Origin of the sequence: Enterococcus sp. 6D12_DIV0197 (assembly GCF_002174385.1) — a bacterium.
Lineage (GTDB): Bacteria > Bacillota > Bacilli > Lactobacillales > Enterococcaceae > Enterococcus_D > Enterococcus_D casseliflavus.
Window position 1 is genome coordinate 903,633 of record NZ_NIBN01000001.1, and the last position, 13,448, is coordinate 917,080.

At 44.6% G+C, this 13,448-nt stretch carries 10 protein-coding genes; 7 read left to right on the forward strand and 3 right to left on the reverse strand.

Going from position 1 to position 13,448, the window contains the following annotated elements; translation table 11 throughout:
* Nucleotide 1: 1 nt before the first annotated feature.
* Together A5867_RS04380 and A5867_RS04385 are read right to left on the reverse strand one after the other, a co-directional pair.
* Nucleotides 2–1,210, reverse strand: coding sequence for an MFS transporter (locus tag A5867_RS04380; RefSeq protein WP_087626946.1), 1,209 nt, complete (start codon nucleotides 1,208–1,210; stop codon nucleotides 2–4).
* Between the two features lie 254 nt (nucleotides 1,211–1,464).
* Nucleotides 1,465–2,364 (reverse strand): AraC family transcriptional regulator, encoded by a 900-nt coding sequence (locus tag A5867_RS04385; RefSeq protein ID WP_087626947.1) that lies wholly within the window; start codon nucleotides 2,362–2,364, stop codon nucleotides 1,465–1,467.
* A gap of 199 nt (nucleotides 2,365–2,563) precedes the next feature.
* Here A5867_RS04385 and A5867_RS04390 point away from each other — a divergent pair, with 199 nt between their 5' ends.
* Nucleotides 2,564–4,234, forward strand: coding sequence for a family 43 glycosylhydrolase (locus A5867_RS04390; protein WP_170927493.1), 1,671 nt, complete (start codon nucleotides 2,564–2,566; stop codon nucleotides 4,232–4,234).
* Between the two features lie 132 nt (nucleotides 4,235–4,366).
* On the opposite strand, the gene A5867_RS04395 is transcribed toward A5867_RS04390, so the two are convergent.
* Nucleotides 4,367–5,182, reverse strand: coding sequence for a DUF92 domain-containing protein (locus tag A5867_RS04395; RefSeq protein WP_087626949.1), 816 nt, complete (start codon nucleotides 5,180–5,182; stop codon nucleotides 4,367–4,369).
* A 136-nt stretch (nucleotides 5,183–5,318) separates the two neighbouring features.
* Between A5867_RS04395 and A5867_RS04400 the strand changes: the two genes are divergently transcribed.
* The 6 genes from A5867_RS04400 to A5867_RS04425 all read left to right on the forward strand — a co-directional run bounded on the left by A5867_RS04400 (nucleotide 5,319) and on the right by A5867_RS04425 (nucleotide 13,401).
* Nucleotides 5,319–6,626, forward strand: a complete 1,308-nt coding sequence (locus tag A5867_RS04400) for an FAD/NAD(P)-binding oxidoreductase (RefSeq protein WP_087626950.1) — start codon at nucleotides 5,319–5,321, stop codon at nucleotides 6,624–6,626.
* Nucleotides 6,616–8,058, forward strand: a complete 1,443-nt coding sequence (locus A5867_RS04405; protein ID WP_087626951.1) for a helix-turn-helix domain-containing protein — start codon at nucleotides 6,616–6,618, stop codon at nucleotides 8,056–8,058. The genes A5867_RS04400 and A5867_RS04405 overlap by 11 nt, the downstream gene beginning before the upstream one ends.
* 131 nt (nucleotides 8,059–8,189) lie before the next feature.
* Entirely contained in the window at nucleotides 8,190–9,710 is a 1,521-nt protein-coding gene (gene glpK / locus A5867_RS04410) for a glycerol kinase GlpK (protein ID WP_005225176.1), read from the forward strand.
* Nucleotides 9,711–9,713: 3 nt separating this feature from the next.
* Nucleotides 9,714–11,543, forward strand: a complete 1,830-nt coding sequence (gene glpO / locus A5867_RS04415; RefSeq protein ID WP_087626952.1) for a type 1 glycerol-3-phosphate oxidase — start codon at nucleotides 9,714–9,716, stop codon at nucleotides 11,541–11,543.
* Nucleotides 11,536–12,252 (forward strand): MIP/aquaporin family protein, encoded by a 717-nt coding sequence (locus tag A5867_RS04420; RefSeq protein ID WP_005225178.1) that lies wholly within the window; start codon nucleotides 11,536–11,538, stop codon nucleotides 12,250–12,252. The genes glpO and A5867_RS04420 overlap by 8 nt, the downstream gene beginning before the upstream one ends.
* A 90-nt stretch (nucleotides 12,253–12,342) precedes the next feature.
* On the forward strand, nucleotides 12,343–13,401 hold the full coding sequence (locus tag A5867_RS04425) for an alpha/beta hydrolase (RefSeq protein WP_087626953.1): 1,059 nt from the start codon (nucleotides 12,343–12,345) through the stop codon (nucleotides 13,399–13,401).
* Nucleotides 13,402–13,448: the final 47 nt, after the last annotated feature.

Here is a 13,448-nt window from a genome sequence, read left to right on the forward strand (position 1 = left end):
CTTATAGTTCCTCCTTACTAATAGGTGTGGTCGTTTTGTTGAAAGCGAGAAATAGAAAAATCAGAGCAATGATAGCCATGATTCCGGCAGCGATTCTGACTTGCATGACTGCCGTTGTCATGCCAAGTAGTTGACTGATAAAGTTTATGACATAGGGGGAGGAAAAAGCACCAAGATTACAAGCGACCATTGCCAAAGAAACAATTAAGTTATTGGCTTCTGGATCTACATCGCTAAGAATGACACTGTATACATAAGGAACTACAAGATTGGCAAGATAAACCACTAATAGACCAATGAAAAAGACGGTCATCGTAGGTGCTAAGGTTATCGTGAAAAAACCAACCATTGCGAAACTGATGACGACAACTGGCGTAAAGCGCTTTAATAATTTGGTGATTTGACCAAAAGCTAATGCGACCAAGCTGCTAAAAATACCGGCGATCGCTAATGCGGTGGAAAGAAATCCTTGATTCGTCAGCGCCAATTCTTGAATCAGTAATGCAGAAGAAGTAATGACGACCATCAAACTAATGAAGAATAAAAAGAGAGTCAAAATACCTAAAGTTACGCTTAATGGCAGCTTTCTTCTTTTTGTAGCGGTGGTTGATGGCTGCGTTGTTTTTACGGGCTTTTCATTGACGTTGCGGTAACCGAAAAGAAAAAGAAAGAGAATCGGTAAGATGACCAAGTACACTAAGAATGAAGCTTGCCACGAGATCGTTAACAGTAGGCCCGCAGCGAACGTCGCTAGGCTATTCCCTAAAGTCATCACGGCTGATTGAATACCTAATAAATTTTTTTGCTCGGCACCTGTAAAGTTGTCGCCGATCAAGGAGACGGTCATTGAGTTAAAGAGTCCCAGACCTGCGCCAAACAAAATACGGGCAAATAAAATCAAGCCAAAGTTCATTGTAAATGCCGGTAAGATGCCACCGACTAAAGCGATCATCAAGCCTAAACAGACCGTTCGCTTTTTGCCAAGTGCTTTGATAAACCATGAACTTAGCAGAATGAAAATCAAGATTGCCATTGATGGCAGTGTCAAAATAGATTGGACTTGTGCGGTGGTTCGGTCAGAAAAATCGTTCATAATAAAAGGTACGGCTGCTGCTACTGCACCAGCAGCTTGTACGACCAATGAAAGACTCAAAATTCCGATTTTTAACGGCAACCGACTTTTGATTGACATTGAATTTTCTGAAATCATACATATTCCCCTTAATGTAGTGCAAAGCAAGTGTGCTGAGAATACCCACTCATCTTGCTCTTTTGCAACTAACTGTTTTTATTCCTGCAAACGATTTCTTGGTATTAATCATAAAGAATGCAGACAGGACTTGAAATATCAAAAAAAAGGGGAAATTTACCATTTTTCATTTATTATGCGAAAAAAAAGCTTTTTTTGCATCCTCAGAGGAAGATGTAGCAGTCGCTTTTCTCGAATCATTATTTGTCGATTACTTATTTTGCTGCTTCTAACTGGAGCTTACGGTATTTATTCGGCGATATATTTGCCCATTTTTTGAATTGTCTCGTAAAGTGGGCGGCATTTTGATAGCCAATGATCTCAGCGATTTCGGCGATGGTCAATTTGGGTTGATGGAGATAGAATTTTGCCTGGTTGAAACGTAATTGATCTAAGTACTGTTTTGGACTACTAGCATAAACTTTTTTGAAAACCGTCAGCATCGTACTATTACTAATGTTCAATGAATTAGCTGTATAACTCATGGAAAGCAAGGCTTTGTTTTCTTCCGTTGGGCTTTGTGTGTACGTACGAAAATTTTGTTGGATCGCTTCAGCGATCGCTTTTGCTAAAACAAGGGAAGTGTTATCTGTATGCGCTAACTGATTTTTTTCATCTTCGACATAGTCTAGTAAGGCACGCATCAGTTCTAACAGTAAGATCTCAATGGCGATTTTTTCTTTCATTCCAAAGTATCCGCTTGCCAAAAACGCAATGTATTGCTGAAGGATCGCAACGATCGCTTGGTAGGCGGGATTCGTCTTTTTTAATAGTAAAGGACAATACATCAACAACTGTTGCTGAATCTCAGGATCATCAAGATCGAAATGCATACAAAAATACTCTAAACCTTCTGCTACGAGACAAGTATTTTCATGAGCGGTACCAGGCGGTATCAGGATCACATCATTTGCCACAAAATCAAACTGCCTGCCTTCAAAAATTGTTCGCTGCTCTCCATCAATGATCATCATGATCTCAAAAGCAAAGTGGGTCTCTTGTGGTGCACACCATCCTTGGGAAACACGTTGCTTGTGTCCACCAAAGGTTTTTAAATTGATATCGATATCGGGTAATTTGACCAGCTGTTCTAGCCATTTAGGTGTTGGGTTCATTCAGAACGACCTCCTTAAAAATGAAAAATGGTAAGTATTGGCTTTTTTTTGATATTCATTCTACCCTAAAAGTTTCGTAAGATAAATGTAGCAACCAAATAAAACGGTTTCAATTTATCGCCTTCGCCTGCAAACGATGATAAAAAAACTGTCGTTTGGTTGCAAAACGAATAAAAAGTTAAGAATAGGAAGGAAGCTTATGACAATCATCAAAAATCCAGTTATTCCTGGAATGGCGCCTGATCCCTCTATCATTTGTGTGGATGAGCGTTATTATATCGCAACTTCAACCTTCCATTGGACACCTGCGATTCAACTTTTCGAATCAAAGGATCTTGCGAATTGGCAACTTGTTGGCTATGCCTTGAACAATGAAGAAGTGAATTTACGTGGAACCAATACACCAGCTGGTATTTGGGCACCGCATTTATCTTATGATCCACAAACAAAACGATTTTGGCTGGCGTATTCACATATGGTCAACATGGCAGGACGTGAATTTAATGCTGATTCCTATGCCATTTGGGCGACTGACATCCGAGGACCATGGTCAGAACCGATTTATTTTACCTCAATTGGCTTTGATCCAGCGCTGTTTCATGACGAGGATGGGCGGCATTATTTAACGATTTTGGAATGGGAAACAAGAGAAGGTTATCAAGCGCCAGGACATATTGTTCTTGCAGAGATCGACTTGCCTTCAGGTAAATTACTGTCCCCTTGGCATCGCGTAACGCAAGGGTTCACCACCAGAGGGTGTGCGGAAGCACCCCAAATCTACAAGCATCAAGGGGCGTACTTTTTATTGCTGGCATCTGGAGGCACGGGCTATGCTCATGGTGTGGAAGTCGGTCGCGCAGAAACTATTTTTGGCCCTTATGAAGCGCATCCTTCAGGCGAACCGATCCTTACTTCTTCTCCAAGGCATCTGTTTTCTTTGGGGGACCCTGATGCTGGGCATTTTGAAATGGTCAATCCTCATTCAGTGATGCAAAAAGCAGGACATGGTTCGCTCGTCCATACCCATACTGATGAATGGTTCATGGCTCATTTAATGGCAAGACCCTTAGAGGGGCAGCTGTTGAATCCTCTTGGAAGAGAAGCTTCTATTCAAAGGATGCACTGGACCGAGGACAATTGGTTGGAAATGGAAGATGGAAGCAATTTGGCAAAAATGACTTTTAAAGGATTAGCTGGTGTTCCAATTGACAATGAACCAAACACTGATTTATTTGATTCATTTCAAGAGCCGCAGTATCTGTTAGAATTTATGACACCGTATCGCCAACAGCATAAGTCATGGGTCAGTACGCAAAAGCGGCAGGGGTTCTTACGGATCTATGGGGGCAATTCCTTGTTTTCACAGATGAATCCTGCCATCATGGCAACACGAGCAACCTCTTTTACCTATGAGGTGGAGACCTTGTTGGAGTTTCAACCGAACCATTATTCACAAACAGCAGGACTTGGGCTTTATTATGATTCAAACAATTGGTTATATGCTCATGTTACCTATTCAGAAGAAAAGCGATGTCCTTATTTGACTCTCTTACAAGCAAAATTAGGACAAAGGATCGAATATGTAAATACGCGCGTCGTCGTTCCCGAAGGAAATATTCAGCTGAAAATTGGATACGATCACGGGATCGCAAACGTCTACTATCGATTAGAGGAACAAGAGACTTGGCAAGTTTTGCTCCAAGATCTGTCAGTGGCTTACTTATCTGATGAAGGAGTCAATGGAATGCCTGGAGAAATAGGTGGCTTCACAGGATTGTTTAATTTTATTGGTGCCGTGGATGCACATCAACATCAATCCTATGCTGATTTTGCTTATTATAAAGTGACGAATCATTCGCCTGCATCTTAATCAGGCTCCTTATGGAGTGAGCACCCGTATCATTCTTTCACTAGTCAAATAAAAACCTTCAAGAGAAACACAAATGTGTAGCTCTCGAAGGTTTTTTGTATGAAGGAACTGTCATCGCAGTGGATTGCCTGATTACTTGAAAAAATAGCCAGTTAGCAAGACCGATACAATAACGATCACTATTGAAGTCAGCAAATTGACCCCTTCATTCGTTACAAAGGAAAGACCGCCGACTTGTTTGGTGGCAACGTCGTGGTGGACTTTTTTTTCGGTGCATTGGTGACAGACAGGGCATTGATAGCGCACCTGAATCGTTGCGCCCAGTAAGCTGTCCAAAAGACTACCGCAAAAGCCTAAGGCAGTCAAGGTCAACCAGAGATCAAAGGAGAACGGCTTGCCGTTCAACCATAAGGCTGCTGCGAATAAACCGGTGATGGCGAGACTCCCTGCTAGAGAAGCGGCAGTACCCAACCAACTGACACCGCCGGAAAGTCCCGGTGGTAATTTTTTTCCCGTTAGTAAGTGACGCGGTGGACTTGGACTCAGCACGCCTATTTCTGAGCCCCAAGTGTCAGCCGTACAGCTAGCGATTCCCGCCACAAATCCCCAAAGGAATAGCGGTTCTTTCGTCCAAAAGGCAAGCAGTAGAGCAAAGATGCTTGGTGCAATGTTCGCAAAGACTTGTTTTGCATCACGGCGAGCACCTTTGGCAAGCACAGCTAACTCTGGCTGACTGCGCATTTTCTTTAAAAGTCCAATGATGCCAGAGCTGGCAAAGAAAAAGCCAATCAAAAAGATGCTGTACCACGGACCAAAGCCAATGACCAGTGTGCCGCAAAGAATCGCAGCCAGTGCGCCAGAAACAGTCAGCCACTGAAAGACGAATGCTGCCGCTGCAACGAATGTACTGGCAAACAATCCCAGCATGAATTGATAAAAGAAAACCATTTGAACACTCCTTTGCGTATAGTGTAGCATAGGTCTCATTTATTTTACCGCAGTTAACAAAAAAATAGTCAGCCTGATAGCTTTTTACTCGTCAAATGAGAGCGTTTCATTTAAGCTAAGGGAGAGAGGTGATCCAATGAAAATCATTATCGTAGGCGGGTCCTTTGGGGGTGTCAGTTGCGCCCGTGAAGCACGCCGATTATACCCTGACGCAGAGATTTTATTGATAGAAAAAAAAGCCCATCTTGGGTTTGTTCCAAGCGGTTTGTTATTGCTGATCGAAGGCAGGATCGCATCGCTGGAAGAAGCATTCTTTTGTACGAAGGAGCAGCTGGAGGCAGAAACGATCGACGTTGCCTTAGAAGAAACGCTTCTGGAGATTTTTCCTTCGGATCATCGGATTCGAACGGATAAGCGAGAACTAAGTTATGATCGACTCGTCTTGGCAGCAGGCTCCAGTCAAGATTCCACTGTTTTGCCACAACCAGAAGAAGCACTACTGACCTACAAGGAATATGAGGCAGCCAAGCATTTCTTGCAGCAATTGCCCCAAGCAGAGTCGATTACCATCGTAGGTGCTGGTCAAGCGGGGATGGAAGCGGCGAATACCTTGACTGCGATCGGAAAAAAAGTCAGTGTGATCGAATCAATGTCATATCCTTTATTCAAGTACTTTGATCACGATTTTTTGCAGCCCTTTTTAACGGAGATCGAAAAAATCCCCAACTTGCAGCTGCATTGGTCCAAGCCAACTTTGGCAGTCGTTAAAACGGAAACAGGCTTTCGGATCGAAACCGCCGATCAAGGCTATGAAAGCGATCTGGTATTGACGACAGTCAACGTTCATCCTCGCTTGCCAGAGGCATTTGCGGTCTTTGAATTACACAGTGATCAAACCATCTGGACAGATGCCTACTTGGAAACTTCTGCCACGGATATTTTTGCGGTCGGCGATTTGATCCAAATTCCAAATGCTATTACGAAAGACACGGTCTATATGCCCTTAGTCAACAATGCTGTTCGCTCAGGAATCGCAGCAGCTCGTAATCTGGCAAGCAAAACCACCCCGTTTCGTGGCGGATTGCGGACAGTCGGTACGCAACTGTTTGGGTGGTACTTAGCAAGCACCGGCTTGACCGAGTCGGATCGGTTTTTCTTCGAATCTCCGATCGTCTGTCATGCGTTTACTGCCGCCAGTTCCTTGTTTGATCCAACGCAGGTTCATGGAAAAGTGATGATCGAACAAGCCAGCGGCCGAATCGTTGGTGCGCAGCTTTTATCAAAAGCCAATATTTTGGAAAAAATCAATTTACTAGCGTTTGCGATCGAGCAGCAGGCAACGATGGAGGAGTTGACCCAAAAAGACTTTTTCTTCCATCCACGGTTCACTAATGTAATCGACGAAACTTTTCTATGGTCGGGAAGTGATGCCGATGAGACTTGATCAGTTATTAGAAAAAAAAGAAGCAAAGCAATTGCAGCTGCTCAAAAAGCTTTTACTGGTGGGCGGAAAAATGGAGCTGCACGAGCTGGCGAGCTATCTTGGCATCAGTAAGCCTTCCTTGGAAAAATATGTGGAGGAGTTGCAAGATGAGCTGGCTCACTACCAAGAGCAGTGTCAGTTGTATTATCGAAAAGGTGTCCTGGTCTTTGAAATGAGTCCCACTTTTTCCCTTAATCAAATCGAATGGGCGTTTTATCGTTCAGCATTGAAATTTCAAATCCTCGAGCATCTTTTGCAGCATCAAGAGGTGACCACTGTCCAGCTGGCACAAAAATTAGCGGTCAGCGAGTCATCCTTGTTTCGCAAAATCAAAGAGCTAAATGGCTTGCTAGCAGAATTCGAGTTAGAGATCTGGCAAGGAAAGCTGATTGGGGAAGAAACGCAAATTCGTTATTTCTATTTTGAACTCTTTTGGTATGTCCATTCTTTCGACAGTCAGCCGCTGCCGATCGATGAAAAATACGTCGGTCTGATCACACGAGGTCTGAACATGACCTTCACGAAAGAAGCCCAACAGCGCTTGTCCCTATGGCTGAGGATCATGAAGGCGCGACTGAAAATTGCTACTCAATCCTTTCAAGTCTTACGGGAGAAAATGGTACCCTACACGAAAGATCCTTTGTTTCAGCAATTACGGGAGTTGGTATTTCGTGGGTTTGGCCATTATGCATTAGAAGTCAGAGAAGAGGAGGCGATGCTGCACTTTGTCTTTTTACTGTCGTTCTCGGTGTTATCCGAACACGATCTGCAAGTGTATATGCTGCAGCGTTCTCGGTTTACGCCAACTGCCTTGACGGATACCTTGATTTTGGAACATATTTTGCATCTCTACCGCCCATCGTTTGTTCCCCGTGAAATCGAAGCCACTTGTTATGGTCACCTGCTGCAGATCCACAGCCGCGTGTATTTTTTCAAAGGGGATGTGGAGGTTTTTGATCGAGAAAATATTTGGCAGTTAGAAGCGCAGCTATCCAGTCGTAACATCCAGCAAATCAGTCACGAACTATTGGATAAGGCTTTAGCAGAGCTTGATATCAAGCCATCTGATAAAAATAGTTTGTTGATGATGACGATGGTCAAATACTTGAGCGTGATCACGATCATCGATTATCAAATCAATCGGGAGTTTCGCGTCGGGATCGCTTTGAAAATGGATGAACTGTTTAAAGAAGCCCTCTACTATATGTGGCTGCTGTATCTCAAAAATTTGAATGGCGTAGTCGTGGAACGCTATCGCCCGGAACAAGAATATGACTTAATCTTGGCAAATTATGCTATCGATACGAAAACACCGACTTATCGAATCAGTGAACTAGGTACCGCTTATGATCGGGAAACGATCAAAAAAATGATCCGCGAACGCTTTCAATAGTGGATTTCGTCAATTTCTTAGAAATTTGAAAAAAAATTGACGAACCACATAGCGAAAGTTCGGCTAAAATAAAAGCAAGTCAGAAAGCGCTAACAAGAAGAGCGTATAAAAAACTAAAGGGAGCGAATCAAATGGCAGAAAAAAATTATGTAATGGCGATCGACCAAGGAACCACTAGTTCAAGAGCAATTATTTTTGATCGTAACGGGAAAAAAATCGGCAGTTCACAAAAAGAGTTTCCGCAATACTTTCCAAAATCGGGTTGGGTAGAACACAACGCCAATGAAATTTGGAACTCTGTCCAATCAGTCATCGCAGGGGCATTTATTGAATCAGGTATCCGACCAGAAGCAATCGCCGGCATCGGGATCACTAACCAGCGTGAAACGACAGTGGTTTGGGACAAAACGACAGGCCAGCCGATCGCAAATGCAATCGTTTGGCAATCCCGCCAATCTTCACCGATCGCTGACCAATTAAAAGCAGATGGCCATACAGAGATGATTCATGAAAAAACTGGGTTAGTCATTGATGCGTATTTCTCAGCGACCAAGGTGCGCTGGCTTTTAGACAATATCGAAGGGGCACAAGAAAAGGCGGATAATGGCGAGCTACTTTTCGGAACGATCGATTCATGGCTTGTGTGGAAACTGACAGATGGGCAAGTCCATGTCACCGATTACTCCAATGCTAGTCGGACGATGCTTTACAACATTCATAAATTAGAGTGGGATCAAGAAATCTTGGATCTTTTGAACATTCCAAGCTCGATGTTGCCAGAAGTCAAAAGCAACTCAGAAGTCTATGGTCACACCCGCAGCTACCATTTTTACGGCAGTGAAGTACCAATCGCTGGAATGGCTGGGGACCAACAAGCCGCCCTCTTTGGACAAATGGCCTTTGAAAAAGGCATGATCAAAAATACTTACGGCACTGGGGCATTTATCGTCATGAATACGGGTGAAGAACCACAATTGTCTGACAATGACCTACTGACGACCATCGGGTATGGCATCAACGGCAAAGTCTATTATGCCTTAGAAGGAAGTATCTTCGTTGCTGGATCAGCGATCCAATGGCTGCGGGACGGTCTACGAATGATCGAGTCTTCTCCACAATCAGAAGAAATAGCTGCCAAAGCAAAAGGCGATAATGAAGTGTATGTGGTGCCTGCCTTTACTGGATTGGGTGCACCTTATTGGGATTCAGATGCAAGAGGAGCCGTCTTTGGCTTGACTCGTGGGACGACGAAGGAAGATTTTGTTCGGGCAACATTGCAAGCTGTTGCGTATCAATCAAAAGATGTCATCGACACGATGAAAAAAGATTCTGGCATCGATATCCCATTGCTGAAAGTCGATGGCGGTGCAGCCAAAAACGATCTATTGATGCAGTTCCAAGCGGACATTTTAGACATTGACGTGCAACGAGCTGCGAATCTGGAAACAACCGCATTAGGTGCAGCTTACTTGGCAGGGCTAGCGGTTGGCTTCTGGAAAGACTTGGATGAATTGAAATCAATGGCAGAAGAAGGGCAAATGTTTACACCAGAAATGCCAGCAGAAGAAAGAGACAATTTGTACGAAGGCTGGAAACAAGCGGTGGCAGCTACTCAGACCTTCAAATTCAAAGCGAAGAAAGAAGGCGAGTAAGCCATGACCTTTTCACATAAAGAGCGGAAGCAAACCATTCAAGAAGCGGCAAAGACCACCTATGATGTATTGATCATCGGTGGTGGGATCACTGGCGCGGGGGTTGCTGTTCAAACCGCAGCCGCTGGGATGAAGACGGTGCTTTTGGAAATGCAGGATTTTGCCGAAGGAACGTCTTCGCGGTCCACCAAACTCGTTCATGGCGGTATTCGCTATTTGAAAACCTTTGACGTGGAAGTGGTCGCTGACACCGTGCGGGAGCGCGCGATCGTGCAGCAAATTGCTCCGCATATCCCGAAACCAGATCCAATGCTTTTGCCAATCTATGATGAACCAGGGGCAACCTTCTCCTTGTTTTCTGTCAAAGTGGCGATGGATCTTTATGATCGCTTAGCGAATGTGACAGGCAGTAAATACGAAAATTATCTGCTGACGAAAGAAGAGGTCTTAGAACGCGAACCTCAGCTGCAGGCGGAAAACTTAGTCGGTGGCGGTGTCTATCTTGATTTTCGCAACAACGATGCCCGCTTGGTGATCGAAAACATCAAACGAGCACAAGCCGATGGGGCAGCAATGATCAGTAAAGCCAAAGTCGTCGGCATCTTACATGATGAGCAAGGCATCATCAATGGGGTAGAAGTGGAGGATCAACTGACAAACGAGCGCTTTGAGGTTCACGCCAAAGTCGTGATCAACACGACAGGCCCTTGGTCAGACATCGTTCGTCAATTAGACAAGAATGATGAGTTGCCGCCACAAATGCGTCCGACGAAAGGTGTCCATTTAGTGGTCGATCGGGAAAAACTAAAAGTGCCGCAACCAACCTATTTTGATACTGGGAAAAATGATGGTCGGATGGTTTTCGTGGTACCAAGAGAAAATAAGACCTATTTTGGCACAACCGATACGGATTATACAGGCGATTTCGCCCATCCAACGGTCACGCAAGAAGATGTTGATTATCTATTGACCATCGTGAATGAACGCTTCCCTCACGCTCAGATCACCCTTGATGATATCGAAGCGAGCTGGGCAGGATTGCGTCCGTTGATTGTGAATAATGGCGGGTCTGATTACAATGGCGGCGGTAAAGGCAAACTATCGGATGAAAGCTTTGAGCAGATCGTTGAAAGCGTCAAAGAGTATCTTGAAGATGAGCGGCAGCGACCAGTCGTAGAAAAATCCGTAAAACAAGCACAAGAACGAGTAGAAGCCAGCAAAGTGGATCCATCGCAAGTTTCTCGCGGCAGCAGTTTGGAACGCTCAAAAGACGGACTATTGACGTTGGCAGGGGGAAAAATCACCGATTATCGCTTGATGGCGGAAGGAGCAGTCAAACGGATCAATGAATTGCTCCAAGAAAGCGGTGCATCCTTCGAGTTGGTGGATTCAACCACGTACCCAGTTTCTGGTGGTGAGCTTGATGCAGCCAATGTAGAGGAAGAATTAGCGAAGCTGGCTGACCAAGCGCAAGCCGCTGGATTCGATGAAGCAGCTGCGACGTATTTGGCTCATCTTTATGGGTCGAATCTTCCCCAAGTGTTGAACTACAAGACGAAGTTTGAGGGCTTAGATGAAAAAGAAAGTACGGCCTTGAACTATTCCTTGCATGAAGAAATGGTTCTGACGCCTGTCGATTATCTATTGCGTCGGACCAACCATATCCTATTTATGCGAGACACCTTAGATGAAGTCAAAGCCGGTGTCGTTGCAGCTATGACCGACTTCTTTGGCTGGAGCGAGGAAGAAAAAGCAGCCCATGTAGCAGAATTGAACCAAGTGATCGCAGAATCAGATTTAACAGCCTTAAAAGGAGGAAAAAAAGATGAATGAAACAACCCAGATCTTTAGTGAGTTTCTAGGAACGGCTATTTTGGTTTTGTTAGGGGATGGTGTGTGTGCGGCTGTCAATCTGAAAAAGAGTAAAGCAGAAGCCTCTGGCTGGATCGTGATCGCAATGGGCTGGGCGACAGCGGTAACGATTGCCGTTTACGTTTCAGGGTACATGGGACCTGCTCACTTGAATCCAGCCGTTACATTAGGCATGGCGATGACGGGGAATTTTTCTTGGAGCTTGGCTGTACCGTTTATGCTGGCACAAATTGCTGGTGCGATCGTAGGGGCGATCCTCGTTTGGCTCAACTACTTGCCATTATGGGATGAAACAAAAGACCAAGGCGCGATTTTAGGTACCTTTGCAACAGGGCCTGCAGTTCGTAATTTAGTATCGAATACCATCACTGAAGTGATTGGTACCTTTGTCTTAGTCTTTGGCTTATTGGCTTTTGGTGCCAATACCTTTACGGATGGATTAAATCCCATCGTCGTTGGGATCTTGATCTTAGCGATCGGGCTGTCGCTTGGTGGACCAACAGGCTATGCCATAAATCCGGCACGGGACTTAGGACCACGGATCGCTCACCAAATCTTGCCAATCAAAAACAAAGGGACTTCCGATTGGGGCTATGCGTTAGTACCAATCATCGGTCCAATGATCGGGGCAGCGATCGCTGCTGGTTTGTTTATGATGTTGCCATTATAAACGATGTTATTTTAAGGATGATGCCTATTGGTATCATCCTTTTTTAATCTTTAGCGATTGTCATTGAATTTGCTAAAAAAACATGGTTAAATGAAAAAGCTGAAACAGAAAGAAGGAAGGAGCTTTTACTTGAAAAAAATTCTGCGCTTTTTCATGTGGGTGGCGATTGTCCTGATCGGACTCTTAGCTGCCGTTTTTCTGGCTTTTCAACTCTCCCCACGACCGGGGGCTTTTTTGATCGGTCATCTGTTTAACCAAGAAGTGACCATCAAGGATGAGGCAGCTTATCAAAAAAGTTTGCCGAATGTGACGGTCAAACAGGACTTGACGTATCAATCGGATTATCAACGTAGTACCTTTGATCTATATTATCCCAAAGAGGCACAAGAAGGCCCTGTTCCAGTCATTTTTTGGGTCCATGGGGGCGGCTATGTCGGCGGAGACAAAGAAGGGGTCAAAGAGTTTGCGACCTATGTCGTCGATGAAACCAAAGCCGCTGTGATTTCGATTAATTATGAATGGGCACCAAGTCTGCATTATCCTGGACAGGTCAAACAATTAGCCCAAGCGGTAGACTCGATCAAAGCAGATGCCCAAGCATACCCCATGCTGGATTTCGATCAACTCTTCTTCGGCGGGGATTCTGCAGGAGCCCAAATCGCTGGGCAATATGTGGCGCTGCAAACCAATCCAGCGTATGCGAAGGAAATGTCCTTTGATCAAGACATTCCTGCATCGGCCCTGAAAGGGTTTATTTCCTATTGCGGACCGCTTGATTTGAAGCAGATCGCTGGGACTTCTTCAGATGATCGCTTTATGAAATTCTTTGTCAAAACGGTGGCTTGGTCGTTATTAGGCAAAAAAGAATGGCAAGATAGTCGCCAACTGCAGGAGATCTCACTGGTGGATAAATTGACGGCTGATTTTCCACCAACATATATCACGGATGGCAATGCCTATTCCTTTGAAGACCAAGGCATTGCCTTTGCCAACCAGCTGCAAGCTCTTGATATTCCCGTGACGAGTCGCTTTTACAAAGGGGATTCGGAAACGGTGACCCACGAATACCAATTTGATTATAGCTTGCCCCAAGCACAGGCCTGTTTGACAGAAACGTTGACCTTTATCAAAGACCAGTTGGCTCACTAAAAAACACCTTGCTTCTCACCCTCAATTGGCGAGAAACAAGGTGTTTA

What these genes read in the sequence shown, in the direction of transcription:
- A5867_RS04380 (WP_087626946.1), bottom strand. Translation starts at nt 1,210, where the DNA reads ATGATTTCAGAAAATTCAATGTCAATCAAAAGTCGGTTGCCGTTAAAA.
- A5867_RS04385 (WP_087626947.1), bottom strand. Translation starts at nt 2,364, where the DNA reads ATGAACCCAACACCTAAATGGCTAGAACAGCTGGTCAAATTACCCGAT.
- A5867_RS04390 (WP_170927493.1), top strand. Translation starts at nt 2,564, where the DNA reads ATGACAATCATCAAAAATCCAGTTATTCCTGGAATGGCGCCTGATCCC.
- A5867_RS04395 (WP_087626949.1), bottom strand. Translation starts at nt 5,182, where the DNA reads ATGGTTTTCTTTTATCAATTCATGCTGGGATTGTTTGCCAGTACATTC.
- A5867_RS04400 (WP_087626950.1), top strand. Translation starts at nt 5,319, where the DNA reads ATGAAAATCATTATCGTAGGCGGGTCCTTTGGGGGTGTCAGTTGCGCC.
- A5867_RS04405 (WP_087626951.1), top strand. Translation starts at nt 6,616, where the DNA reads ATGAGACTTGATCAGTTATTAGAAAAAAAAGAAGCAAAGCAATTGCAG.
- glpK (WP_005225176.1), top strand. Translation starts at nt 8,190, where the DNA reads ATGGCAGAAAAAAATTATGTAATGGCGATCGACCAAGGAACCACTAGT.
- glpO (WP_087626952.1), top strand. Translation starts at nt 9,714, where the DNA reads ATGACCTTTTCACATAAAGAGCGGAAGCAAACCATTCAAGAAGCGGCA.
- A5867_RS04420 (WP_005225178.1), top strand. Translation starts at nt 11,536, where the DNA reads ATGAATGAAACAACCCAGATCTTTAGTGAGTTTCTAGGAACGGCTATT.
- A5867_RS04425 (WP_087626953.1), top strand. Translation starts at nt 12,343, where the DNA reads ATGAAAAAGCTGAAACAGAAAGAAGGAAGGAGCTTTTACTTGAAAAAA.